We start from the raw sequence: 25473 nt of genomic DNA on the forward strand, positions 1-25473 counted from the left end.
TAAATTTCTGCCTCTTCTGCGGTCATGGTGACAGCGGGCATCATCCAATCGCGGTCGCCGGAGGCCGCCCAAACGCGGCAGCCGGTCCCGGAGACGGCGGACGACGGCGCGCCGTCTTCGCGTGCCGCCGTGCTGGCGCTGCTGGCCGGCGGCGGCTCACTGGCGGGGCTCCGCCTTGCCGGAGCCGATCTTTCCGACCTGCGGCTCGACGGGCAGCAGCTTGCCGGAGCCGATCTTTCCGGGGCCGATCTGCGCGGAGCCTCGCTGGTCGGGACCGACCTGCGCGGGGCAAAGCTGACCGGGGCCGACGCATCGGATGCGAGTTTTCTGCGGGCGCATCTCCAGAAGGCCGACCTGCGCGGGCTGCGCGCCGTCGATGCGGATTTCAGCGAAGCCGATCTTGCGGAGGCCGACGCGGACGAGGCCGATCTTTCCTCCTCCCTCTTTCGGGAAAGCCGGGCCCCCGGCCTGCGAGCCCCCCGGGCCCGCATGGAGAATGCCCGCCTGCGCCATGCCGACTTTTCCGGGGCCGATCTTTCCGGGGCGAGCCTGCGCGCCGCCGACCTGCACGCGCTTGATCTGGATCGCGCCCGTCTGGGCGGGGCGGATATGACGGACGCCGCCCTCGGGCACGGCACACGGGCGGCCGGGGCCGATCTGACGGAGGCCGGGCTTGCCGGCAGCGTCTGGACGGGAGTCGCCGCGCCAGGGGCCGTGTTCCGTCGGGCGTCCGCCGATGGCGGCAGCTTCACGGACTGCGACTTTTCCGCCGCCGACTGGGATGCCGCCCGCGCCCGGCAGGCCGACTTCACCCGCTGCTCGCTGCACGGCGCGGCCCTGCAACGGGCCGACCTTTACGAAGCCTGCCTGCGGGAAGCGCGGCTGCACGGCGCGGATGCCCGGGGGGCCAGCCTTTACGGGGCCGACCTCTACCGCCTCGGCCTTGACGCACACAGCCGCCTTGACGGGGCCGACCTGAGCGGGACCATCCTTGCGGCACGAAAACGCCAGGCATAGGGGAAACGTATGGGCACTTCCTTCACCGATGCCGTACTGGAAGCGCGGGATCTGAGCGGAGCGGACCTGCATGATGCGGACTTCACGCGGGCTGTCCTGCGGGGCTGCCGCTTTGACGGCGCGGCCCTCGCCGATGCCGTCTTTGCCGGGGCCATGCTGGGGGATTGCTCCTTCCGGGGAGCCGACCTGCACGCGGCGAACTTCACCCGCGCCGTCCTGAGGCGCGTCCGGCTGGATGATGCCGTGCTCGAACGGGCCTTCCTGCTGGACTGCGCGCTTGACGACGTGCACTGGCCGCGCGCCCGGCTGGTCCGGGCCACGCTGCGGGGGCTCTCCCGCCTGCCGGCGCTGGAAGATAACGCCGCGGACATGCTGCACTGTCTTGACTGCGACCTCTCAGGCTTGCGTTTCCGCCGTATTGCGGCTACGCTGGTTGTCCTGCAAGGATGCCGCTGCCGCGCGCTCGACGCCGAGGATTGCGACCTCACGCAGCTTGTGGCCATGCAGACCGATCTTTCCGGGGCACGCTTGCTGCGCTGCCGGCTGGATCGGGCGGGGCTTGTGCACAGCGACCTCTCCGGGAGCGAGCTGTCGGCGTGCAGCCTCGTGCAGGCGCATCTTGCCCACTGCAATCTGCGCGCCGCCGTATGGCGGCAGGTGGATGCCCGACAGGCCATTCTGGCCCATGCCGATCTGTCGGGCGCACAACTGCCCGGCATGGATCTGGAAATGGCAGACCTCTCGCATGTCCACGCCGAACATGCCGTCCTGCATGACGCCAATCTCCGCATGGCCAACCTCCATGCCGCCCGGCTGGATGACGGCGCCCTGCGGGGGGCATGCCTTGAGGGCGTCCGACGGACGGATCCGGCGCGTCTTGCGGCGGAGCGCTTTTCTCCTCTCTCAGCCTGAGGGAACATCATGGAAGCACGCGCACTCATCTGCGAAAACAGCCTCGTCACCGGGACGATCCAGTCCCGGGCGGGCGACATCCTGCTGGTGGCCGGACCGTTCGGGCTGATCCGCGCCCTGCGCGCCGACGGCTGCCTGCTCCGGCCAGAGCCCCGGGACACCGTGCTGCTGGCCCTGACGGAAAACGGCGAAGCCTGGATCATCAGCGTCCTGCGCCGGGCGGCCGCGCAAGCGTCCGCCGAACTGGCCCTGCCGGAGGACACGCGCCTGCACGGCCGTTCCCTGACGCTGGAAGCCGACGCTCTGCGGCTTTCCGGCCGGACGGTCGATGTACGGGCCGGGCTGCTGGCCCTTGGGGGCCGTATGCTCCTCCAGGGCTTCGCCGTCATCCAGACCCTTTGCCGCCATATGGGTGAGCGAGCCCTCCGGCGGCGGGGCCGCTATGCCGCTCTGGACGAAGAGGTACGGGATCTTGCCCATCGTGCCGCCGGCCGCGTCCGCAGCGAGGCCCGTTCCTCCTACCGCCTGCGCGCGGAGCATGCCGACATCCGCGCCACGGAACAGGTGGACATCGACGGCCGGCATATCAAGGTAGGCTAACGCCATGTTCGCGCTCACTCTCAAAGGCGGTACCTGCATGAGCACCCCGCCCGACGTCTGCAATACGCCCACGCCCACCGGCACCGTGCCCGTGCCGTATGTCAATATCTTTCAATGTTCGATGGTGGCGCCCAGCACCGCCTGCACCAAGGTGTTCATCGACGGCGCGCCGGCGCTGCACATCAAGTCGGCCACCCTGCTTTCCAACGGCGATGAAGCCGGGACCGCCGGAGGCGTCGCCTCGGGGAAATTCATCGGCAAGGGGGAATTCACCAAGGGCTCGCAAAAAGTCAGCCTGGAAGGCAAGGCCGCCGTCTCGCAGGGCGCCAGCACGAAACACAATCAGGGCAACACCACGGGCCTGTGCTGCATGGCCGCACAGGCGCGGGTGCAGATCGCCTGAACGGGCCGTCAACCGCATGTGCATACGCCGCTGTCGTCTGTTCCGGCTCGCCCTCCTGCTGCTCTGCTGCCTGCCGCTCCAGGGCTGCGGCGGTACGGCCCCCGCCACGCAGCCGCCGCCACCGGCCCCGGCGGAGCGCCCCGGCGATGTGGTCTGGGGGCTGGAACCCGGCGGCCTGCGCTGCCGGATGGAAGCCTCCCCCGACCTCAACCGGGACAAGGACACCTCGCTGGGATTGACGCTCTGCCTCTACCAGCTCAAGGAGTATGACGCCTTTTCCAACAAGGCCGCCACCGCCGACGGCCTGGATGAGCTGTTGCAATGCCGCCCTGATGCGGCGCAGGCGCAGAGCGCCCGCCTCTTTCAACTGCAACCCGGGGCGACGCGGGATGTGGTCATGGATCGCGCGGAGCATGCCCGCTATCTCGGCGTGGTGGCCGGGTACGCGCACCTTCACCCCGATCAGTGCGCCGCCGTGCTCCCTTTCCCGATGCATACGGATACCGAGGGGGTCATCTTTCGTTCCACCGTCTATTCCGCAGCCCCCGTCCAGGTGCTGATCCGCCTCGGGGAATCCGCGCTCAGCGTTACAGGAGCCGAACGTGTACGATAGTCCGCTTTTCTGGGAGCACGGCCTTTTTCTCCAGCCGCAGCATTTCCAGCTTGCCCACCGGCAGCAGCTGGCGGCGCTGGCCAACATGGCCGCCCTGCTGAACCCCTACCTCTGGGGCGTACGCCGCCTGAGCATCAATGAGGATGCGCTCGCCAACGGCATCTTTGAAGTGACGCATCTTGAACTTTTGCTCCATTCCGGCGAATGGGCCCTGCTGCCGGCCAACGCCACCCTGCCGCCGCGTTCCTTCCTGGCGGCCTGGACGACCCCGGAAGAACCGCTTGTGATCTCGCTGGCGCTGGCGGGCTTTCGCGAGCAGGGCAACAACGTGCAGCCCGCCGACGACCCCCTCGATGCGGCGGAAAACTACCGCTACACGGCGCCTCTGGCCCCGCAGACGGTCCCCGATCTGCTGGGCGACGGCCCCGAGGCCGACGTCGCCACCCTGCGCTTCAATCTGCGCCTGTGCTTCGGCCCGGACGACTGCCCCGATCTGCCGCGCTTCCCGCTGGCCCGGCTGCTGCGGGACGGCGAACGAGTCCATCTGGACACCAGCTTCTCTCCGCCCTGCGTGGACATCAATGCCGCGCCAGAGCTGCGCCGCCTGCTGCATGACGTACGCGACACGCTGCTCTCCCGCAGCCATCAGCTGGAAGAATACAAGATCATCGCCGGCGATGCCGGCGTTTCCGGCGTTTCCTCGCTGCACGGCATCACCCTGTTCAGCGTGCTGGGCATCCTCAGCCGCAACGCCCCGGAGCTGGAGCAATTTCTGGACGCACCATCCATACATCCGTGGCCCGTCTACCGGGCCCTCTGCCGCCTTGTCGGCGAGCTCTCCATCTTTTCCGCCTCGCTCTCGGCACTGGGGGAAACGCCGCAGGGCACACGCGCCCTGCCGCCCTACGATCACGAAAACCTCCACGCCTGCTTCCGGGCGGCCTGCGGCATCATCGCCCGCCTCGTGGACACCTTCGTCATCGGCCCGGCCTTTACCTTTCCCCTGGAGACGCAGGGCCGTCCCGACCGGATGGGGGTCGTCCTGCCGCAGACGGCGCGCACAGGCTCCTACAGCTACTGGCTGCTGGTGCGTTCCGCTCATCTGGAAGGTCTGGCCGAGCGCATGGAGCGCCTCGCCAAGCTGGCGCCCGCGGAAAGCCTCGACGGCATCGTGGCCCAGGCCCTGCCCGGCATCCGCCTGCGGGTCTCCGCCCAGCCGCCCGCCGGTCTCCCCCTGCGCACCGACACCCTCTACCTGACCATCGACCAGAACGACCCGCTCTGGCGAAAGATCATGCAACAGGGGAATCTTGCCCTGACGCTCCCCGCGCCGCCCGATGACGTCGCCGTGGTGCTGGCCGTCATCCAACGTTAGACGCCATTGCCGGTACGGAAACCGTATGAATCTCCTTCCCCGATTTTCCCGTCTCATGGCCGAGGCCCTGCATTGCGGCACGACGCCGGCAGGGCTGGCCCTCTCGCTGGACGAAGTGCACGAACGGCTGAAGGCGCTGGCCGATGAAGAACGCGCCCAGCCGCTTTTGCCGGACGAGACGCCGGCCGCCGCCGCGGACGAACTGCGGCTGCCTGACTCGGAGGGCTCCCCTGACGATGCGCTCCGCCAATGGCGGCTGGCCTGCGACGATGCCCGTTTTGCCGTCTACGCCTGGGCGGACGAGCAGATATTGCAAAGCTCACGCCTGGACGCGGCGGACTGGCTGGGCTACAGCCTGCAATACCACTATTTCGATACGACCGCCGGGGGACGGGAATTCTTTTCCCGACTGTCGGCGATCGTCCGCGCTGCCGTCCCGGCCGCGGATGCGCCGCTCCCCGGCGAGGAGGGGCCGGATGAGACCCCGCGCACACTGGAGACCTTCGTGCTGCACGGTGCCGACGAGCGCAGCACGGCGGTGGTGGAGACATATGCGCTCTGTCTGCTCTATGGTTTCCGGGGCATGCTGCATGACTGCCCGGAAACGCTGGCGCGCTGTCGCAAGGCGGCCTATGCCCTGCTGCGGCGCAAGGACGCCGCCGCGACGACCGTCCTGCCACGCAGGCAGTCCGCCACACCACTGATGGCCACGGCGCTGGAAAATGCGGCCTATGTGCTGATCCCCCTCCTCGTCGTCCTGCTGTTCGGGACCCTGTGCGCGGCGGATCTGGCCGACATCCCGCTGCCCAGATTCTGAAGGACCGCCGTCGCCCGTCGCTGGCCGCGCCCATGCGCTGACGCGGTGCGGCGGGCTGGACGGGACGGAGCAAGGCTTTCGGCGAAACCATTTTTCTCCCTCCCGGGCCCCGCAGACGGCATGCGTGCCCGCGGTCTCCAGCCGGCGGCCGGAGAGGGCCGGCACGAGCGGGGGCCCTGGAGAAGCACTGTGCAAGGAAAACAAAAATGCAGGCATTGGGCAAAATAGTGAAAGTGGTGCTCTGGCTGGCCGTTGCGGTGCTGGTGCTGGGCGTGTTGACGGCGCTGGCGTGGTGGATGCGCTGGCCGCTCTTCACCGGCGCCATCGTGCTGCTCGGCCTGCTGGCGCTGATCGTGCTGTTCGTGGCCCTGCGCGCCGCGCTGCGCTGGAACAACAGGAAGCTTTTCGTCCGCAGGGTGCTGAACGAGCAGGACGTCACGAGCCGGAGCTCCCCCGTCCTCAACGGCATGGCGGATGCCTGGCGGCAGGGCATGCAGATCATGACCACCTCGCCCGCCCGCTTTCACCAGTCCCTGCGCTTCAGCCAGCCGTGGTTCCTGACGCTCACCTGCGACACGGCCCCCTCCCTGCTCACTGAGACGGGAAAGACGGTCCCCGCCGACGGGAATGCCCCCCTGCACTGGCATTATCTGCGCTCTTCCGTCGTGCTGGAATGCGCCGCCCCCGCCCCGGACAGCGATGCCGGGGACTGGACCACGCTGCTTGAGCTGGTCGCCGGGCAACGCGGGGCCTGTCCCTTCAAGGGGATCGTCCTCGTCGTGTCGGCGCGCGCCCTGCGGGAATGCGGCGAAGACGCCCTGCCCGCGCTCGGCATGCGGCTGTCCAATACTGTCCAGCAATTCCTGCTCACCCGGCGGCTCAACTGCCCTGTCTTTGTCCTGGTGCGCGATCTGGAGGCCCTGCCGGGCATGGATGCCGTGGTGCGTCTGCTGTCCGCCGACCTGCTGGACAAAACGCCCGGCCTGCTGCTGGATCGCCCCGAGGAGGAACTGGCCGCCGCCGCGGACCGGACGGCCGACCTGCTGGAACGTGACCTGCAAACGCTGGCCAGGGACGGCGCGACGCCTCAGGGCGATGCCCTGCACGCCCTGTGCGCCCTGCGCGACCTCGGCCCGCGGCTGACCCGGCTGCTGGCGCCGCTGTGCGTACCGGTGGCCCATCAGGCGTTCAGCCCCCTTCGCGGACTGCACTTCTGCTTCGGCGCGCCGCTGCCCGACAAGGGCGGCCTGCCGCCGTTCGTTTCCGCCTATTTTTCCCGTCTGCTGCCGGAACAGGGCTTCTCCCACCCGCTGAACGGCGGGCTGCCCTTCTTTGCCGCCACACGCCTGTGGATATTCGGCGCATGGCTGCTGCTCACGCTCTTCGTCTGCGGCCTGCTCATGGCCAATACCATCTATCAGCGGAACGTGCTGCTGCTGCCGCCGCCCGCGGCGGACGGCATCTCGCAGAATCCGGCCGTCCAGAAGCTCTATGCGGAGATGCTCTATGCCCTGCAACTGGAAAAGGCCCGCAAGAGCTGGCTGCTGCCGACGCTTGGCCTGGACATGCTGGAACGCGCGGAACAACAGAGCAAGATGCGTTTCGTGGAACAGACGTACGCGATCGTCATGGCCCCTCTGCGTAACCGCCTGCACGACACCATCATGCAGCCGGTCACCGACGGCAACAGGGAACAGTTCCGGGATGCCGTCCTGCAGATCGGCTGGCTGTGCGACGTCATCTCCGAAAAGCTGCGCGCCGGCAGCATAGAGGAAACGGCGCGGCTTGAGGTCTTCCCCCTCGTCGGCGAGCGCGAACAGTGGAACATGATCACCGCTCAGCTCTATCTGCTGGCGCTTGACTGGATGCCCGCCGGCGAGATGCAGAACGCCCTGGCCGCCGGATTGCGCTCCCTGCTGGATCTGGCCGTCACCCGCAACAATGCCTCGCTGCTGACCAATGTGGAGCAGAGCATCAATGCCAAGCTGCCGGCCGCGCGCGTCTGCCTGTCGCAATTCTGGCCGGAAGGCTCGCCTGCCGGGGAAAAGGACGTCTGCATCCCTCCGGCCTACACCTCGCGCGGCTATGCCGTGATGGACGACGCACTGGACGACATCCTCACCATCAGCGGCAACAATGAGAACATGCGGCAGAACCTCGCCACCTTCCGCCATGAGTATCTGCGCCGTTATGAGCGAGCCTGGCGCGACTTCTCCACGACCTTTGCCCAGGGCTGGGGCAATCTGCAGCAAAGCGACATCTTTGCCGCGCTGGGGGCCGGGGGCGATGTCGGCTCGCTGCCACATGTCCGCCTGCTGCGCCGCATGGGCAGCGAGCTGATGCCGCCCGCGCGTTACGCCAGAGAAAACGGCGCGACCATCTCCCCGTGGATCCAGGACGCGCTCCTCCTGCAGGTGCTGTGCGACATCGCGCTGGCCGATCCGAAAAGCGGCAAGGTCCCCGTCTGGCGGAGCATCCTTTCCCTTTCCTTCGAATCGCCCGAACTGCTGGCCGCCCTGCGCGACGTGACGCGCGATCTGGATCATCTGCGCCTGTCGCTTCAGGCCGCGCTGTCGCTGCGGCAGTATTTCGCCCATTGCGGCGATCTGCTTCAGGTCATGGGCAGTCAGGGGCGTTCGCTGATGCTGGCGCAGGAACATTTTGCCAATCCGAAGGATGCGCCGGCGGAAAGTCCGTACACGCTCGCGCAAAAGAATGTGAAGACCGTCGTTCAGCCCCTGTCGGCGCCGCATGGCGCCGGACGCCTGCTGCTGGAGGACATGCTGGACTGTCTGCGGCAGGGCATCACCGTGCAGGCGGCCGCCGCCGTCCAGCACAAGTGGGAGAACGAGGTGCTCAGCAGCCCCGTCGCCCTGTATCAGGGGCATAATCTGGAAGCGCTCTACGGCAAGGACGGCGTCGTCACCAGCTTTCTCGCCAAGACGCTGGCCGCGCTGATCCGCCGTCAGGACGCCGCGCCGGCGGCCGCCTTCTGGGACGGGACGCCCTTCCCCTTCACCACGGACTTTCTTGCAACGATCTCACGGGCCGAAGCGGTCGCCGCAACGCCTCCGCGCGACGCCTATGAAGTGCTGCTGCGCTCACAACCGACCATCCTCAACCGGGAGGCCGGACAACGCCCGGACAGCACGGAATTCTACCTGCTGTGCACCGAAGGCCCCCAGCGTCTCGTCAACAACAATTATCCGCGCTCCACCCGCCTGCACTATGCGGAGGGACAGTGCGCGGCCGCCGGGATCATCCTGCGCTTCCCCGATTTCGAGGCCCGCTACGAATATCCCGATTTCATCGCCTTCCTGCGGGATTTCCAGTACGGCGAGCGCACCTTTGCCCCGGAGGATTTCCCCACGGTCTCCCAGAAGCTGCGCGACATCTCGGCAACGAGCCTGACGGTGCGCCTCTTGCCGGACAATTCCGCCGCCATCCTTGAAGCCAAGGACAACGCACCTTCCACCCTGCCGGAAAGGATCGTCTACACATGGTAACGCCCGATACCTCCACGCGCCTGCTTTGCCGCATCATGCTCGCCGTCTGGCTGCTGCTCGTCTGCTGCATGACCGTCGCCGCTCTGGGGGGCGGCGCGTCCACCGGCAATCTGCTGGCCCTCATGTTCACCGGGAATGTCCCCCGGCCACCGGTGACGCCGCCGCCGGCAAGCCCGCCCGCGCCCGAGCCGGCCCCTGTGCCGGCTCCGGCCCCGGAACCGCAGCCGGCCCCGGCGGAAGCGTCCGTCTGGCGCGAACTGCCGCGCGGCAAACGGCCGGGCAAGGGACGCCTGTTCCCGCCGCGCGTGGAGACGCGCCGCGACGGATCGCTGGCGCTCTTCTTTCCCTATGAAGGCAGCCTGGGGGAATACACCCTCATCACGCCCGCCAACGTCACCTCGCGCAGCGTCGATCTGCACGGACAATGGAGCGCACAGGTGACGCTGGACACGCGCCCGGCGGAGGGGTGCGTGCGGCGTTTGCAGATCGCCGCGCATCCGGGCTGGATACGCGTCAGCGCCGTCGCCCGGGACGGCGGCGCGCCCCAGGTGGACGTGCGCTGCACCGACAAGGAACTGCGCATCATCTTTTCCGCACAGTCCTCACGGTAGGCGCAGCATGAGCCGGCTTCGCTTTCTGGAACGCCTGCGCCATGCCCGCGCGCACGGGGAAGAGCGCAATTCCGTGGAAACCGAGGATATCGTCCAGTCCGTGACCAACCACCTGTCGCGAATCCTGAACAGCCGCCAGGGCAACACCGTGCTCGATCAGGAATTCGGCATGCCGGATTTCAGCGCCCTGGGGGCGAGCTTCGCGGCCTCGGATCTGCCGCGCATCGAGCGTGAGCTCTCGGCCTTCATCAGCCGCTGCGAACCTCGCCTGCGCCATGTGCAGGTGCACTATGCGCCGAACCCCCGGCAGCCGCTGCGGCTGGCCTTTTTTCTGGAAGCCGAGCTGGATACTGACGAGCAGCCCATACGCATCCACTGGACGACCCTGGTGGAGCCGTCCGGCCATGTGGTCATCTCGACCTGAGCGCGCGACGCCCGGCGCGAGTGGACGGTGCGGAATTGTCAATGGCCGCATTTGCGTGTATGCTTCAAAAGAATGGATCGGGATATTAGCTGCCCATTCCGGCGACCGCGCCCGGCGCGGCGCATGCCGGAGGGTACGGACGACTTGATTTGTGCAGAACATCCATGCAGTTGAGAGAACTGGGACAGCACCCTGTCAGCGAAACCTCGCCCGCCGGGGATGACCCGCGCCAGAGCCCGGCGTATGAACGCCTGCTCGAAGAGATCGGCAAGCTCGGCTCCCTGCAGGGGGCCGTTGCCGTGGACTGGTCCGTGGTGACCTCCAGCGCCGCGGCCGTGCTGGAAACGCAGGCCAAGGACATCCCGGCGGCCGTCTACCTCTGCGTGGGACTGGCGCAGACGGACGGCCTGCGGGGCATGGCCGACGGGACGCGCGTCCTGGCCGACCTGCTCCGCCAGTGGTGGGATGTCTGCTTTCCGCCGCTCAAGCGGATGCGCGCCCGCAGCAATATGATCGTCTGGTGGCGGGAGCGCCTGGCCCCGCTGCTGGATGCACAGACCTCACCCGTGCCCGCCGCCCTGCGCGACGATCTGCTGGCCTCCCTCACGGAGCTTGACGGCACGCTGGCCGACCGCCTGCCCGATCTGCCGCCCTTGCGTGACCTGCTGGAGCGAGTCCAGCGCCTTGAGGTCATCGCGCCCGCCCCGGCGGAAGCCCCCTCGCCGCCTCCCGCCCCGGCCCCAGTGCCTCCGGCGGACTCCGGCGAGCAGACGACGCCCCCGCCGGATACGCCGCCCCCGGCCGATGCCCAGGCGGCGCAGGAGCAGTTCCTTGCCGCGGCCCGTGCCTGTACGGCGCTGGCCTTTGCCGGGGACATCCCCCGGGCCCCCGCCGTCTGGTCGGCCTTCTATGTGACGCTCTGGGGACGCATCAGCAAGCTCCCCCCCGCCGACGGCGGCGTCGCCGCCCTGCCCGCCCCGCCCGTGGAGGAACTGGCTGCCTGCCGGAACCTGCTTGCCGCCGGACGCGCCCCCGAGGCCGCCACGGCCCTTGCCCGCCTGCTGCCGGCCTGCCCCTTCTGTCTTGACGGACAATTTTTGCTCTTTTCCGCCCTGACGGCCTGTGACCGTCCGCATGACGCCGCCCGCACGCTGCGGGAAAGCCGCGCCTTCGTCGAACGTCTTCCCGGACTGACGGGCCTGCGCTTTGCCGACGGCAGCCCCTTCGCCTCGCCTGAGACCCGGCAATGGCTGGAAGAGGACGCCGCGCCCGCCCGGCCCGCTCCGGCTGCCAGCGCAGATACGGTCGGCACGGATACGGACGACGTGGTGCGGCGGGCCCGGGAAACGGCTGCCGGCGGCGGCCTTGCCGCCGCGCTGGACATGCTCGAGGATGCCCGGCGACAGGCCGGCGTCCGCAGTGCGCGCGCCTTTCCCCTGCGCATCGAACAGACGCGCCTGCTGCTGGCGGCGGGGCATGCCGAAGCGGCCGTGCCGCTGGCGGAAGAGCTGGAAGAAACCATTGCCCGGCACGACCTCGCGGACTGGCAGGACACGCTGAGCCTGGACGCCCTGCGCGTCTGCCACAGTGTCTGGTCCGCCGGGGAAACGCCGGATGCCCGGCAGCGCGCGGCGGCAACGGCAGCGGCCCTGTGCCGCCTCCGTCCCTCACGCTCTCCCTTTTTGTGATGCGCGGCCGCGTGACCGCCGACCCTAACCGCTTGCACGCCCGTCACCGGGGCGGACGCCCCCCCAGGGCAAGGAGGTTTTTATGAGCAAGGAAGGTTCCGTCGCTCCCAAGGAGCGCGTCAATATCGTCTATCGTCCCGCCACCGGCGATGCCAGAGAAGAGGTGGAACTCCCCCTCAAGATCATGGTGCTGGGCGATTTCACCCGGCGTGAAGACGACAGGCCGGTGGAGGATCGCGCGCCTGTCGCCGTGGACAAGAACAACTTCAACGACGTTATGAAGGGGCAGAACCTCGGCATGACCATCTCCGTCCCCGACAAGCTGACCGACGGCGATCCCGATGCCCGCATGGCCGTCACCCTGCATTTTGACGACATCAACGATTTCACGCCGGACGCCATCGTGCGCCAGGTCCCCGAACTGGAGCGCCTGCTGGAGCTGCGCGAATCGCTCAAGGCCCTCAAGGGTCCGCTGGCCAACGTGCCCGAGTTCCGGCGCAGGGTGCAGGAAATGGTCTCCGACGAAAAGGCCCGCGCCGCTTTGCTCAGCGAACTCAACCTTGACGAAAAGTAGGAAATCCCATGAGTCAGACTGAAAATGCCCCCACCCCAGCAGCCGAAGCGCCCGCCGCGGCGAGCCTGCTTGACGAGATCGTCGAGGCGACACGCCTCAAGCCCGGCGATGACGGCTTTGCCGCCACCCGGGACGGCCTCCAGGCCTTCCTCAAGGAATTGGTGGGCCATCCCGCTGATGACGTCAAGGTGTCGCCGGCACTGGTGGACAAGCTCCTTGCCGACCTTGACGCCCGCATGAGCGCGCAGGTGAACGCCATCATGCACGACGAGCACTTCCAGAAGCTCGAAAGCGCCTGGCGCGGGCTCAAGTATCTGGTGGACAACACGGATTTTCGCCAGAACATCAAGCTTGAATTCCTCAGCGTCAGCAAGGAGGATCTGCTGACGGACTTCCAGGACGCCCCGGAGATTATGAGCTCCGGGCTGTACAAGCATGTGTATACGGCGGAATACGGACAGTTCGGCGGCCAGCCCGTAGGAGCCGTCATCGGCAATTACGAATTCGGCCCCGGCCCGCAGGACATGGAGCTGCTCCAGCATCTGGCCGCGGTATCGGCCATGTCGCATGCGCCCTTCATCGGCGCGGCCGGTCGCGAATTCTTCGGCATCGACTCGTGGGAGGAGCTGCCCAACCTCAAGGACCTCAAGTCCATCTTTGAAATGCCCCAGTACACCAAGTGGCGCGCCTTCCGGGAATCGGAAAACGCCCGCTATGTGGGGCTGACCCTGCCCCGCTTCCTGCTGCGCGTCCCCTACGGCTCCGATACCGTCCCGGCCCGGAGCTTCGTTTTCGAGGAGGACGCCTCGCGCAATGACGACTTCTGCTGGGGCAATACCGCCTTTGCCTTTGCCGGCCGCCTGACGGACAGCTTCGCCAAATACCGCTGGTGCGCCAATATTATCGGCCCGCAGGGCGGCGGCGCGGTGGAGAACCTGCCCGTCTACACCTTTGAATCCATGGGGCAGGTACAAACCAAGATCCCCACGGAAGTGCTCATTTCCGAACGCCGGGAATACGAACTGGCGGAGGAAGGATTCATTGCCCTGAGCATGCGCAAGGGGGCGGACAATGCGGCCTTCTTCTCCGCCAATTCCTGCCAGAAAAGCAAGGTGTTCGCCAATACGGCCGAGGGCAAGGCGGCCGAGCTCAATTACCGGCTCTCCACCCAGCTGCCGTACATGATGATTATGAACCGCCTCGCGCATTACATCAAGGTCATACAGCGCGAGAATATCGGCACCTGGAAGGAACGCAACGACCTTGAGCGCGAACTCAACACATGGATCAGCCAGTACGTTACCGAAATGGACGATCCCGACCCTGTCACGCGCAGCAAGCGTCCGCTGCGCATGGCGCGGATCACGGTCAATGACGTGGCGGGAGAACCGGGCTGGTATACTGTCAGCATCATGGCCCGTCCGCATTTCAAGTACATGGGCGCCAGCTTCACCCTCTCGCTTGTGGGCAAGCTGGATAAGAAGTAACGCGGACGCGTGCCGCGTCCCAACCACACGAGGTAAGCATTATGGCACTGACGGCATACATGAAGGTGGAAGGCAAGTCTCAGGGCGAGATCAAGGGCGATTGCCAGCAGGGCGGCGACAAGAAGGACAAGGTGCTGGTCTACGCCGTGGAACACCTTGTGGAGATCCCCAAGGATACCCACACGGGCCTGCCCACCGGCCAGCGCATCCACCATCCGCTGACCATCACCAAGCATCTGGATCAGGCCAGCCCCAAACTGTACAAGGCCTGCTGCACGGGCGAACAGTGCACGGTCACCATCGACCATTACCGCATCGCCTCAGACGGCACGGAAGAAAAATACTTCACCATCAAGATGGAGGAAGCCATCGTGGTGAGCATGAAAAAGGAAACGCCCCTGACCTTCCTGCCGGACAACAAGCCCTACCATGATATGGAAAGCGTGTCCTTCACCTATTCCAAGATCACCTGGACTTACAACGACGGCAACATCGAATATGTGGATGACTGGAAGAAATAGCCGGCCTGTCGCTTCGCGGCCGTCCCGCACGGCCTGAAGCGACGTTCCCCGCGCTGTTTGCGTCGCCGGGCAACCTTCGCAAGGTTGCCCGGCTTGTGTTATGTGAAGGCTCGCACCAGCATCTCGTCAGCGTCCCGTCAGCATCTCCTGTTCTTTGGGATAGCGCGCCCCGATGATGGTGATCCGCTCCAGACGCTGGCGGATGTCGTCCAATTCCGCCCGGGAGAACGAGATGTCGACAGCGCCAAGATTCTCCTCAAGGCGCTCGACGGTTTTTGTGCCGGGAATGGGGACGATCCATGCTTTTTGCGCCAGCAGCCAGGCCAGTGCAATACGGGCGGGTGAAGTGCGCCTGCTTATCGCCAGTTCCCGCACAAGTTCCGCTATCGCCACATTATGTTTGAGGTTTTGGGGACTGAACCGCGGGATGGCGCTGCGAAAATCCTCAGGGGAAAATGTGGAATCCTTGCTGAACCGCCCGGCAAGCATCCCTTTTCCCAGTGGACTGAAGGGGACAAAGCCGATCCCCAGCTCCTCCAGTACGGGGAGAAGCTCTTTTTCTGGCTCACGATACCACATGGAGTATTCGCTCTGCACGGCAGTGAGCGGACAGACGGCATGAGCTCGCCGCACGGTCCGCGCACTGGCTTCAGACAGGCCCCAGTGTCGAATTTTTCCCTCCCTGATGAGAGCGGCCATGGTTTCGGCCACTTCTTCGATCGGAGTATCCGGGTCAACTCGGTGCTGATAGTACAGGTCGATATAATCCGTCCTCAATCTTTTGAGGGAGCCTTCCAGCGCGTTTCGGATATGGTCAGGACGGCTGGAGAGCGTAACAGGCCGATCGTGGGCGTCGTTTTGACCGTTCGCAAAATCAAAGCCGAACTTGGTAGCGATGACGACATCCTTTCGGTACGGCTGCAAGGCTTCTCCCAGCAGGCTTTCATTGCTGCAGGGCCCGTAGGCTTCCGCCGTATCGAAAAAGGAAACTCCCATCGCTATGGCTTTTCGGATGACCGCTATGGATTCGCGTCTGGGGAGGTAGGGAGGGTAACTTTGGGTCAGCCCCATACATCCATAGCCAAGGGCCGAGACCTCCAGTCCCCTGCCCAGCATTCGCTGTCTCATGGCATGCTCCTCCTGACATTTCCCTGTGCGCGCTTGCGCTGCGGGCGATATTTTCCCCCGCCCGCATGACGGGGGGACGGACGTTCATTTCCCCAACGAGACGGTATCACTTATCGCCAGGCGTATTATGCTTGTCGCGCAACTCGACGGGCACAGCTTCCATGAGCTCACGCTTGGCGATCATATCCTTTGTCGTATGGAAATATTTTTGAAAATGGGGCGTTGCACGGTGGATCCGGTAGGCGTTTTCATCGACGTACATTTCAAAGAACGTCAATTTTGTCGGATCGTTTTTGTCTGCTACGGCGTAAATGGCGATCACGCCGGGTTCAACACGCAGCGCGGCTTCCATTCCCTCTTTCACCGCCTCAAGAAAATCCGCGAGCCGATCCTTTTTGATTTGCAGACGGGCAATGCGGACGGAGGCGACATCAGCGGCATGAATATCTCCGGCGGCCAGGCCAAGCAATACGGCCGCACACACGGCACATGTGAAGGAACGAAGAGTCATTGGCATATCCTTTTTGTGAAACGGGCGCGCATGACCGGCGGTAAGCCGCATACGCTCTCGAAATGGCATGTTCCCCAATCAATTCTGGCCGGGAGCATTCTTCTCGGAAAGAAGGACTCCGCCGACGCCTACAGTATCCAGACTATTTTCCTTGAGAAAGACATAAAAGGAGTCTTTGGGCATGTTCATAATCCGTGCCGCAGATTCCGTGAGCGCCTCGACCAGCCGCTTCTTCTGTTCCCTATCCAAGGCAGCGGCCTCAAGGGTGATGACAGGCATTCGTTTTCTCCATAAAGTGTAAAAAAATAGTAGGTTACAGGCTCATGCCGAGAGCTCGTGCCGCAGCCGGATATTCCGTGCCTTCGATATCCTTGCGGGCAAAGACATGCTTTGCCAGCACCACGCCCTGGTCTTCCCAGGGAAGATAGCGCAAAAGAGCCTTGTACTGAGCCATGATGGCATCCATATTCCAGCTGGTATCGCTTCCGCAGGTGACAAGCATCGCGGATTTCATGGGATGCTGCCTCAAGGCGTCACGCTGCGGCATCATGCGATCGATGACGGCTTTCAGCTGGGCGGTCATGCTGAAGAAATACAGCGGAGTGACCAGCACGATCATATCCGCGGAAAGTATTTCGGGAAGAATCTTCTGCATGGCATCCCGCTGGACGCACTCTCCAGCATGTTCGCTGCAATAATAACAGGCCAGACAGGGCCCGACCTTTTCAAAGGCGGCATCAAAACGAACGATGGCGTGCCCTCTGGCGGAAGCTCCGGCCATAAATTCATCAGCCAGAAGAGCGGATGTGCCCCGTCGATGGGGGCTTCCGGTAAGTACGACTATTTTCATGGTCTTTCCTTTGTTGCTGGAGAGCGGCAGACCGGCGGCGGAAGCGGTTGCGGAAGCCGACAGGCCCGACACGAGCGAACCACCCAGCAATTTCAGCAGAAAACGGCGGCTTCTGAAATGATCAGCGTGTGTTGCGGAAGTCCCCGCGCTGTTTTCAGGGAACAACGACCTTGTGCCGGAGGAAGGGAAACGGTTCATGGGGATGCTCCTTGCACGGCGGAAGAAAAGATGCGCGTGCCGCCGGTGTTCAGGGAATCTTCGCGTCATCCGCATCGCTGACGGATCCGAGCCTGTCGTTTTCGAGATTTTCTCCCAAAACTTCCACAGCGAGATGGACGAACCAGCCGTCCTTTGCCGCGCCGGGCAATGCGACATGATGCGTGTTTTGCCTTCAGCGGCTCCGGCCATGACGGCAAGCCCCATTACAAGAAGCCAGTCAAGGCCGATGATGCCTGTCGCCTTTTTCCTGTTTTCTCCTCCGGCGGGGGATCGTATGCCTCCATATGTAGAGGTCATGCCCTGCTTGCAAAAGAGCTGTTCATATCAAAAAATTGCCTATTCTGGTCTTCAGGTTTTCAGAAAGGCGAAGCTGTGATAGAAAAGGGGAACAACCATTCCCACGAAAGACCACCTTGAGACGACAGGAGCATGGCAAATGAAGGAAGATCGTCGGCAACGCGTGGAAGAGAGCAACAGACGATTGAAGGAAGTTCTGCTGCGCCACATGACGCAACCGGACGCCCGCCCCTCCGCCATCCCTGGCTTGACTCTGGTGAGACGCGAAAAAACAAACAGCTCGGAGCGGTGCTTCGCAAAACCGCTGGCGTCCGTCATCGTTCAGGGGAGCAAACAATCCATCATAGGGATGCGGGAATATGCGCTCCAGGAAAATCAGTGTCTCGTTTCCGCCGTGGATATGCCGAGCCTTTCGCACGTTGTTTCGCCAAGCCCGGAAAAACCATTCCTTTCGTTATTTTTTTATTTGGATAAAAAGATACTGACCGAACTGATCGCGGAAATGGAGCCGGAAGAGCGGCCCGCCTTTCAGGCTGGACAGAGCGTTTCCGTCGCCGATGCCGAACCGGAATTCCTGGAGGCGCTGCTTCGTCTGGCCGAGCTTCTGGACAAGCCGAAACAGATAGCCATACGCGCGCCCATCATCCTGCGGGAACTCCACTACCTGCTGCTTGTCGGACCGCAGGGGCCCACCTTGCGGGCGCTGTACACTCGCGGTTCCTCCAATACTCAGGTCCTCAACGCCATTTCCATTATGAGGCGGAATGTCTCCAATCCGTTGCGTATGGATGCTCTTGCGCGACAGGTCAGCATGTCCATATCGAGCCTGCAACGGCATTTCAAGAAGATCACCGGATTCAGCCCGTTGCAGTACCACAAGCAGTTACGCTTATATGAGGCGCAACGCCTGATGCTCATGGAGAATGAACGGGCGGCAAACGCCGCCATAGCCGTAGGCTATGAGAGTGTGACGCAGTTCAACAGAGAATATAAACGGATGTTTGGTGAGCCTCCGCATCGCGATATAACGCTTCGACGCGGCATTGCGGGCTGACGGGGAACGACGTCGAACGCGGCGCATCCGATGGCTTGCGACCTGTCTGAAGGCACTGTGCATGACGCGTCGTGCGCTCCCGACGCCATGTTCTGACGGATACGTCGTGCCGGACACGCGTCGGGGATGCCCTGCGCCGCCCGTCAGCACGGCAAGGACATCGCCTTTTTCGCGGAAGGCCCCGCAAGGATGCCGGGGCCGCCTCCGGCGCGACGGCAAAACGTATCCCGGCCTTCCTCTGCCGGCATCCCGACCGCATGGTCCCGGGCCAGGCGGCCTCAGCGCAGCGACGTATTTATTTTGCCGATATAGTAGAAGAACCGGGCGCGCGCGCTCTGAAATTCCCGCAGGGCCTCGCTGGCGTCGGTCTCCGCCTGACTGAGCGTGAGCTGGGCGTCCATCAGTTCGGTGATGGTGCCGACGCTGGTCATGTAGCGCTTGCTCGCCATATCGTAGTTTTCCTGCGCGGCCACGATGCCGGCCCGCGTGGTCTGGATGAGCTCGCGGGCGGCGTTGATGTCGAGCAGGGCCCGTATGACGTCCGTACGCGCGCCGGCCACGGCATCCTCGAAGTCCTTTTGCAGGGATTCGGCCCGCTTTTTCTCGGCAAGGCTGGCAAAGGTCGTCTGCCCGCCGCTGAAGACTTCCCAGCTGAAGCTGATGCCGGCCGCCCAGTAGCGGCGGGTATAGTCGGAAAAGCGCTTCTCGTCATAATCCCGGCTGTACTTCATGCTGTCCAGCGTGGCGTCCACGCGCGGCAGATATTCTCCCAGCCGGATGTTCATGTCCTTGTAGGCCATCTGCACGGTCTTTTGCGCGATGACAAGATCGGGGCGGTATTTGAGGGCCGCCTTGATGGCCTCCAGCTCGCTGTAGGCGACCGCCGTGCCGTAGTCGGCCAGATCGCCCCTGTAGTCCGCCTCCTGTCCGTCCTTCAGGCCCAGATATTTGGCGAGCTGCACCTCGGCGTTGCGGATGTCGTTTTTGACGCGGATGACCTGCTGTTCGGCCCGCAGCAGCTCCGTCTTGTTCTGCAGCACGTTGGCGTACGGGGCCATGCCCACCTTGACGAACTGTTCCGCCGCATGGAGTTGTGTCTTGATGCGTTCGACGGCCTTGTCGGCGCTTTTCCTGTCTTCGCGCAGCTTGAGGAGCTGCAGGAACTGAAGCTGCACATTGCAGGCAAGTTCGTGCTGCGCCTGCTGATGCCGCGCCTTTTCCACCTCCACGGCGATGCGGGATTTCTGAAGGCCGTTCAGATGGCTGAAGCCCGCAAAGAGCGACAGGCTCAGGCGCGCGCCGCTGTTCCAGGTACGCGCACTGAGATCATCGACGCTGTAGGCCTGCTGCTCATCAAAGTTGCTGACCCGGTTATACGAGCTGATCAGGCTGACGCGCGGCCAGAAGTAGCTTTGCGCCACGCCGACGTTCATGCGGGCCTGCTCCAGCAGGAGGAGCTTGGCCTCCACGCCGGGATTGTTCCTGAGCGCCAGTTCCACCGCCTGTTCCAGGCTGAGGCTTTGTCGGGCATGGGCCGGCAGCGGCAGCAGGCAGCAGATGAGGAAGGCAAGAAGGATGTGTTTCATGGGGCGACACCTAGGGGGCGAGGTTGGCCCGGCGGGGAGCGCGGGCGGTCCGGGGAACAAGGTAGACGGACTTGCCGCCGGCGGTGCGAAAGGCGAGACTGTCGCCGACGGTTTTCCAGGAGACGGCCTCCAGCAGACGCAGCACGTCCGTTTCGTCCAGCAGGCGGAGCATGCGGCCTTCCTCTTCCGTCGGTTCGAAGCGGATGCCGCTCTCCGGGCCGAGGCGGTAGCGTGCTTCGGCACGCAGCCCGGCCCCGGCAAGGACGATGCTGCCCTCCCGCGGGCCGTGGGCGCGGAAGGTGCAGAGGACGGGCCGGGCCGGGTCCTGCCGCTCCAGCAGCCAGGGAGCCGTGCCGCAGACGTCGGCGAAGGACGGCTGCCGGGCCATGAGGCCGGACGGGATGCGGGCGGACTGCGCGCGCAGGCTTTCCACCACCAGCCCGTCATGGCGCAGCCGGGCCATGAGCTCCACAAACAGGGGCGTTTGCGGCTCCGGCCCGTCCGGCATGCCCAGCACGGCAAGGTCGAGGCCGCTGCCGCTTTCCCGCAGGAGCAGGCGGCCGTCCGCGCCGTCATGCAGGACGCCCATGAGGCGGACCGGCGTCACGCGCAGCGCTTCCCGCTCCAGCACGAAGAGGACGGAGGGCGCACCGGGCCAGGGGGCCATATCCAGATAGACGGTTCCCCGGCCGCCGATCTGTGCGCGGCGGTGCAGGCCGTAGGGATTGTCCAGCAGCAGATGGGCCCCGTCGCCGGACTGCCGCCAGCTGCCGCTGACGCTCGCCAGCAGGACGGATCCGCCCCTGTGCCGGACCTGCGTTTGCAGGATGAACAGGTCATCGTTCAGCAGGCGGAGTTCCAGCTCCACCTCCCTGCCGTCCACGTTCGCGCGGGCAACGCAGGACACCCCTGCCGGCAGCCGCGGGAAGGCCGCGGCCAGGGCCCGGCCCACGGGCCAGACGAGGAAGACGGCGAGAAAAACGACGAGGAAGGCGGCAGGGACAAACGCGGGCGGACGTCGCATGTCAATCCCGCAGGGCGCGGTCCCAGCTCTTGAGCAGCGGCTCCATGATGTAGAAGAGGACGCTGCGCTGCTTTGTGGTGATGAACACCGTGACGGGCATGCCCGGCGAGAGGTAGGCGTTTTCCTTCCTGAGCGCCGCGGGATCGATCTCCACATGGCAGAGATAATAGGGCATGACCCCGCCGGGGGTCTGCTGCTCCAGCCGGTCGGCGGAAACATAGGTGACCCGCGCCGGGATGTGCGGCACAAGGCGCGTATCAAAGGCGTCAAGCTGCACCAGCGCATCCTGTCCGGCGTAGACCTCGGTAATCTTGTTGACCGGGACCTGCGTCTCCACGATGAGGGGCGTATTTTCCGGCACGATGTCCATGAGCGGTTCGCCGGGCTTGACCACGCCGCCGCGCGAATGCACCTTGAGATCCACCACCTTGCCCGCCACCGGGGCCGTCACCTGCAGGCGGCTCTTGGCGTCCTTGAGGGGCCGCAGGCGTTCGCGGGTCTGGGCCATCTCGTTCTGGAGCCGGCCCAGATCGGCCGTGGCCGTGGCCACGAACTGATTACGCAGATCCTCCATACGCAGTTTGAGTTCCGTGGCCCGCTGCCGGGCCTCGGCCACGGACTGCCGCAGCTGACCGCGGCTGCCCTCATGGGTGGCGAGGTTGCGCTCCAGCTCCAGTATCTGGGATTTTTCCAGATAGCGCTGGCGGAACAGCTCGCGCTTGGCGTTCAGCTCTTCCCGCAGGGTGGCTATGATCTTGGTCTCGGCGGCGATCTGGTCCTGGAAGCCCGCCACCTGGGCATCGAGCTGGGCTATCTGCGTCTCGATGAGCGAGAGCTGGCCGCGCAGGGCATCACGCCGGCTCTCGAAAATCTTGCTTTCGTTGGCGAGCACATCGGCGCAGTGCAGCTCGTCCGCCATGTCCCGGAGCTCGTCGGGCCAGATGAGCTCCGGCCCGAGCACCTTTTCCACGGCGGCGCGCTCGCCGGCGGCCAGCTGCGCCACGAGCTGCTGTTGCAGCATGGCGGTGGAGGCGTCCACCTGCACGGACTGCAGGGTGATGAGCGGCTGTCCGAGGCGGACGCTCTCCCCTTCGCGCACGAGGATGTCCTCCACGATGCCGCCTTCCAGATGCTGGACGGTCTTGCGTTCCGACTCGATCTTGATCTTGCCGGGAGCGACCACCGCGCCGCTGATCTGGCCGAACACGGCCCACAGCCCCATGCCGCCGAAAAAGAGCAGGATGATGCACAGCCCCTGCCGGATGATGCGGTTGGGGTCCTCCACCTCATTGCCCTTGCTCTCGCGGGCCACGACGTCGGAAAGGGGGCGGATGGCGGTCGTCTCGAGGAAGCGGAGGGCTTTTTCAAGGAATCGCTTAGCCATGCTGCACCTCCCCGGCGGCATTTGCCGCGGGCGGCGGGGGCACGGCCGCCTGTCCGCCGCCGGCAACGGCGTTTTGCCGGGCTGCCCCGGCCGTCCGGGCGTTGGCCTCGGCGAGCTGTTGCAGCACCTGCTGACGGCTGCCGCACAGGGTGATCCGCCCGTCCTGCATGACGAGGATGTTGTCCACCAGCGCGAGGATGTCCGGCCGGTGCGTCACGAGCACCACGGTGCTCCCCCGCTGCTTGCAATTCTGGATGGCAAGGCGCAGCGAGGCTTCGCCCTCTTCGTCAAGGTTGGAATTGGGTTCATCCAGCACCACAAGGCGCGGGTCGCCGTAGAGGGCGCGGGCAAGGCCGATGCGCTGCCGCTGCCCGCCGGAAAGCGCGCCCCCGAGCTCGCCGATCTGGGTATCGTAGCCGTGGGGCAGGCGCAGGATCATCTGATGGACGCCGGCCTGCTGTGCGGCCGCGATGACGGCCCGGGAGTCCACTTCGCCCATGCGGGCGATATTCTCGGCCACGGTCCCGGCAAAGAGCTCCACATCCTGCGGCAGATAGCCGATGAAGGGGCCCAGCCGCTCGGGGTCCCAGTTCGCGATGTCCGCGCCGTCGATGCGCACCTTGCCGGCCGTGGGCTGCCAGATGTTGAGCAGCAGCTTGCAGAAGGTGGACTTGCCGGCCGCGCTGGGGCCGATGATGGCCAGCGCCTGCCCGGCCAGCATGCGGAAGCTCATGCCCCGGATGACCTGCCGCTGCCCCACGGCAAAATAGAGGTTCTCCACCGCTATCTCCCCGCGCGGATCCGGCAGATGCATGTTGTTGGGCCGTATGGTCGCGTCAAGGGTGGCTTTCAGCCGCTTGTAGGCGGCCAGCGCATCGAGGGACTGGCGATAGGTGGCCATTGCCTGATCTATGGGGGCCAGCGCCCGCCCCATGATGATGGAGGCGGCGATCATCACCCCGGCCGTCGTCTGATGCTGTACGGTCAGGTAGGCCCCCACGGCGTAAATGGCGACCTGCAGGCCGACCCTCAGGGCCTTGCTCACGGCATGGATGAGGCCGGCCGCGCGGCTTGCGCGGGTCTGGAGGCGGATGATGGCGTCATTGACCTTGCGCCAGCGGCGGGAGACGTTGCCCGCCATGCCCAGGGCCCGCACGATGCTCGCATTGCGCATGGCGGTTTCGGTGAAGCGGGAGGCATGCAGATTGAGTTTGGTGGCCGCTTCGAGCCGCTTGCGGGTGAGGCGCTCCGTACCGATGCCCAGGATGAACACCAGCACGCCGCCAGCCACGGCCACGCCGCCGAGCAGCGGATGCAGGATGAAGATGAGCAGGAAGTAAATGGGCATCCACGGCACGTCGAAAAAGGCGAAGACCGCGCTGCCGCCCAGAAAGTTCCGCAGGGTCTGCACGTCGCGGGGGCTGCCCTGCTCGCCTCTGACGCCTTCGGGCGCGGCGGCGGCCAGCAGGGAGCGGTAGAGGACGTCCTCGCCCAGCATGTCGTCGAAGGCTATGCCCGCGCGCACGAGCAGGCGGGAGCGTATCCATTCCAGCAGGGCCATGACCACAAGGCAGATGACCGCGGCAAGCGTGATGACCGCCAGGGTGGACAGATTGTAGCTGGTGAGCACCTTGTCGTAGACCTGCAACATATAGATGGAGAAGGTGAGCTGCAGGACATTGATGAACAGGCTGAAAAAGAAGGCGTAGCCAAAAAAGCGTCGGCAGGCGATCAGGAATGCGTGCATGGGGTCTCTTGTCTGGCTGGTCGCCACGGCGAAGAACGGGAAACGCCGGTTCAGGTGGAACGATGGCGTATATATAAGCAGCGGCCGGGGCTTGTCCAGACTATGGACGCGAAAAAAGACCCGAAGGCATTGCCTTCAGTAAAAAAGAGGCTATGTTGACCTTTGCCGCAAAACCCATGCGCATCCCACGGAAAGGCGCGCCACCTTTCCCGTATGGCTGCGCGCCGAACTGACACACAGGGGTACACCCAAATGTGACAATCCCAAGAGACACCTCTCCTGTAGCTGATCCCTGTTCCCTTGTCAAATATTTTTTCCCCTTTTCGGCGGCGGCCGGGGGATCACGGACATTTCCCTACCGGGCGCACTGTTTCAGGATGCGGTAAATGGACTGACGCGACATGCCGAACGTTCGGGCGATGCAGGCGACCGGCTCCTTCATGCGCTTGCGGCGGCAGATGTCCCGCACCTGCTCACTGGTCAGACGCGGCTTGCGGCCCTTGTATTTGCCCTTGGTGCGGGCGATGGCGATGCCTTCCCGCTGGCGTTCCCGTATGAACGCGCGCTCGAATTCAGCCACTGCGCCGATGATCTGCAAATGCAGCCGCTGGAAGGGCGAGGCGTCATCCGTAAAGATGAGGCGCTCCTTGTGGAAGCGCACGGTCACGCCGCGATCCGCCATCTCTTCCAGCAGATGCAGCAAGTCCCGCAGATTGCGCGTCAGCCTGTCGATGCTGTGTACATGCAGGGTATCCCCCTGCCGCAATGCCGCCAGACATTCCCGCAGTTCAGGCCGGTTGGTATCGCCTCCGCTTACGGTGTCCAGAAAAACCTTGTCGAGTCGCACGCCCTCAAGCTGCCGTTCCGTATGCTGACCGCAGCTGCTGACGCGAACATAGCCTATATCCATCTGTAAACTCCTCAAGCCGAACCCTGCCACGCAGGCCGCATCTCCCCTCCTGAAGGCCGTACGCCCGGAAGTCCGCGGCAAGCCTTTCCGAACAGTGCCAGGCGTTTTTGTTGGCGGAAAGGGTGTCGCATTTGGGTGTACCCAAGTGGGACGAAACAAGGGACCACCTTCAGGATACACGCTATCCTGACAATATCAATTTTTTTATGGAGGAT

Annotated in this window: 24 protein-coding genes; 15 read left to right on the forward strand and 9 right to left on the reverse strand. The window is 64.8% G+C overall.

Annotated elements, in window-relative coordinates:
* Positions 1–24: 24 nt before the first annotated feature.
* The 14 genes from Q0J54_RS03430 (at position 25) to Q0J54_RS03495 (ending at position 14548) form a co-directional block, all read left to right on the forward strand.
* On the forward strand, positions 25–1017 hold the full coding sequence (locus Q0J54_RS03430; RefSeq protein ID WP_296303989.1) for a pentapeptide repeat-containing protein: 993 nt from the start codon (positions 25–27) through the stop codon (positions 1015–1017).
* 9 nt (positions 1018–1026) lie between these two features.
* Complete coding sequence (locus tag Q0J54_RS03435) at positions 1027–1929, forward strand: pentapeptide repeat-containing protein (RefSeq protein WP_296303991.1); 903 nt, start codon at positions 1027–1029, stop codon at positions 1927–1929.
* Between the two features lie 9 nt (positions 1930–1938).
* On the forward strand, positions 1939–2529 hold the full coding sequence (locus Q0J54_RS03440) for a DUF3540 domain-containing protein (RefSeq protein ID WP_296303993.1): 591 nt from the start codon (positions 1939–1941) through the stop codon (positions 2527–2529).
* A gap of 37 nt (positions 2530–2566) precedes the next feature.
* Complete coding sequence (locus tag Q0J54_RS03445; RefSeq protein WP_296303994.1) at positions 2567–2932, forward strand: DUF4150 domain-containing protein; 366 nt, start codon at positions 2567–2569, stop codon at positions 2930–2932.
* Positions 2933–2948: 16 nt separating this feature from the next.
* Positions 2949–3545 (forward strand): type VI secretion system lipoprotein TssJ, encoded by a 597-nt coding sequence (tssJ, locus tag Q0J54_RS03450; protein ID WP_296303996.1) that lies wholly within the window; start codon positions 2949–2951, stop codon positions 3543–3545.
* Positions 3535–4920 carry a type VI secretion system baseplate subunit TssK gene (gene tssK / locus Q0J54_RS03455; RefSeq protein WP_296303997.1) on the forward strand — a complete coding sequence of 462 codons (1386 nt, stop codon included), beginning with the start codon at positions 3535–3537 and terminating at the stop codon, positions 4918–4920. Before tssJ ends, tssK begins: the two co-directional genes overlap by 11 nt.
* Positions 4921–4945: 25 nt before the next feature.
* The gene (locus Q0J54_RS03460) at positions 4946–5737 is read left to right on the forward strand and encodes a DotU family type IV/VI secretion system protein (RefSeq protein WP_296303998.1); all 792 of its coding nucleotides are present in this window, start codon (positions 4946–4948) and stop codon (positions 5735–5737) included.
* 206 nt (positions 5738–5943) lie between these two features.
* The gene (locus Q0J54_RS03465; RefSeq protein WP_296303999.1) at positions 5944–9243 is read left to right on the forward strand and encodes a type VI secretion protein IcmF/TssM N-terminal domain-containing protein; all 3300 of its coding nucleotides are present in this window, start codon (positions 5944–5946) and stop codon (positions 9241–9243) included.
* On the forward strand, positions 9237–9854 hold the full coding sequence (locus Q0J54_RS03470) for a hypothetical protein (RefSeq protein ID WP_296304001.1): 618 nt from the start codon (positions 9237–9239) through the stop codon (positions 9852–9854). Before Q0J54_RS03465 ends, Q0J54_RS03470 begins: the two co-directional genes overlap by 7 nt.
* A gap of 7 nt (positions 9855–9861) precedes the next feature.
* Positions 9862–10278, forward strand: coding sequence for a type VI secretion system baseplate subunit TssE (gene tssE, locus Q0J54_RS03475; RefSeq protein WP_296304003.1), 417 nt, complete (start codon positions 9862–9864; stop codon positions 10276–10278).
* Positions 10279–10442: 164 nt separating this feature from the next.
* Positions 10443–11966 carry a type VI secretion system protein TssA gene (gene tssA / locus Q0J54_RS03480; RefSeq protein WP_296304004.1) on the forward strand — a complete coding sequence of 508 codons (1524 nt, stop codon included), beginning with the start codon at positions 10443–10445 and terminating at the stop codon, positions 11964–11966.
* Between the two features lie 82 nt (positions 11967–12048).
* Positions 12049–12540, forward strand: coding sequence for a type VI secretion system contractile sheath small subunit (gene tssB, locus Q0J54_RS03485; RefSeq protein ID WP_296304005.1), 492 nt, complete (start codon positions 12049–12051; stop codon positions 12538–12540).
* Between the two features lie 8 nt (positions 12541–12548).
* Positions 12549–14027 carry a type VI secretion system contractile sheath large subunit gene (tssC, locus tag Q0J54_RS03490; protein ID WP_296304006.1) on the forward strand — a complete coding sequence of 493 codons (1479 nt, stop codon included), beginning with the start codon at positions 12549–12551 and terminating at the stop codon, positions 14025–14027.
* A gap of 41 nt (positions 14028–14068) precedes the next feature.
* Entirely contained in the window at positions 14069–14548 is a 480-nt protein-coding gene (locus Q0J54_RS03495; protein ID WP_296304007.1) for an Hcp family type VI secretion system effector, read from the forward strand.
* A 126-nt stretch (positions 14549–14674) separates the two neighbouring features.
* Here the strand turns inward: Q0J54_RS03495 and Q0J54_RS03500 are convergent, their stop codons facing one another.
* The 4 genes from Q0J54_RS03500 to Q0J54_RS03515 all read right to left on the reverse strand — a co-directional run bounded on the left by Q0J54_RS03500 (position 14675) and on the right by Q0J54_RS03515 (position 17553).
* A complete protein-coding gene (locus tag Q0J54_RS03500) occupies positions 14675–15676 on the reverse strand; it encodes an aldo/keto reductase (protein WP_296304008.1) in 1002 nt (333 codons plus the stop codon).
* Between the two features lie 106 nt (positions 15677–15782).
* Positions 15783–16238 carry a putative quinol monooxygenase gene (locus Q0J54_RS03505; protein WP_296304011.1) on the reverse strand — a complete coding sequence of 152 codons (456 nt, stop codon included), beginning with the start codon at positions 16236–16238 and terminating at the stop codon, positions 15783–15785.
* 27 nt (positions 16239–16265) lie between these two features.
* On the reverse strand, positions 16266–16466 hold the full coding sequence (gene dmpI, locus Q0J54_RS03510) for a 4-oxalocrotonate tautomerase DmpI (RefSeq protein ID WP_296304012.1): 201 nt from the start codon (positions 16464–16466) through the stop codon (positions 16266–16268).
* 34 nt (positions 16467–16500) lie between these two features.
* Positions 16501–17553 (reverse strand): flavodoxin family protein, encoded by a 1053-nt coding sequence (locus Q0J54_RS03515; RefSeq protein WP_296304013.1) that lies wholly within the window; start codon positions 17551–17553, stop codon positions 16501–16503.
* Between the two features lie 139 nt (positions 17554–17692).
* On the opposite strand from Q0J54_RS03515, the gene Q0J54_RS03520 reads away from it, so the two are divergent.
* Positions 17693–18607, forward strand: coding sequence for an AraC family transcriptional regulator (locus Q0J54_RS03520; RefSeq protein ID WP_296304014.1), 915 nt, complete (start codon positions 17693–17695; stop codon positions 18605–18607).
* Between the two features lie 278 nt (positions 18608–18885).
* Here Q0J54_RS03520 and Q0J54_RS03525 read toward each other — a convergent pair whose 3' ends face one another.
* The 5 genes from Q0J54_RS03525 to Q0J54_RS03545 all read right to left on the reverse strand — a co-directional run bounded on the left by Q0J54_RS03525 (position 18886) and on the right by Q0J54_RS03545 (position 25258).
* On the reverse strand, positions 18886–20193 hold the full coding sequence (locus tag Q0J54_RS03525; protein WP_296304015.1) for a TolC family protein: 1308 nt from the start codon (positions 20191–20193) through the stop codon (positions 18886–18888).
* A 10-nt stretch (positions 20194–20203) separates the two neighbouring features.
* The gene (locus Q0J54_RS03530; protein WP_296304017.1) at positions 20204–21217 is read right to left on the reverse strand and encodes a hypothetical protein; all 1014 of its coding nucleotides are present in this window, start codon (positions 21215–21217) and stop codon (positions 20204–20206) included.
* A gap of 1 nt (position 21218) precedes the next feature.
* Positions 21219–22601, reverse strand: coding sequence for an HlyD family type I secretion periplasmic adaptor subunit (locus tag Q0J54_RS03535; RefSeq protein WP_296304018.1), 1383 nt, complete (start codon positions 22599–22601; stop codon positions 21219–21221).
* On the reverse strand, positions 22594–24348 hold the full coding sequence (locus tag Q0J54_RS03540; RefSeq protein ID WP_296304019.1) for a type I secretion system permease/ATPase: 1755 nt from the start codon (positions 24346–24348) through the stop codon (positions 22594–22596). Before Q0J54_RS03540 ends, Q0J54_RS03535 begins: the two co-directional genes overlap by 8 nt.
* Positions 24349–24703: 355 nt before the next feature.
* Positions 24704–25258 carry a recombinase family protein gene (locus tag Q0J54_RS03545; protein ID WP_296304021.1) on the reverse strand — a complete coding sequence of 185 codons (555 nt, stop codon included), beginning with the start codon at positions 25256–25258 and terminating at the stop codon, positions 24704–24706.
* Between the last annotated feature and the right edge of the window lie 215 nt (positions 25259–25473).

The sequence above is a fragment of the uncultured Desulfovibrio sp. genome, from assembly GCF_944324935.1.
Lineage (GTDB): Bacteria > Desulfobacterota > Desulfovibrionia > Desulfovibrionales > Desulfovibrionaceae > Desulfovibrio.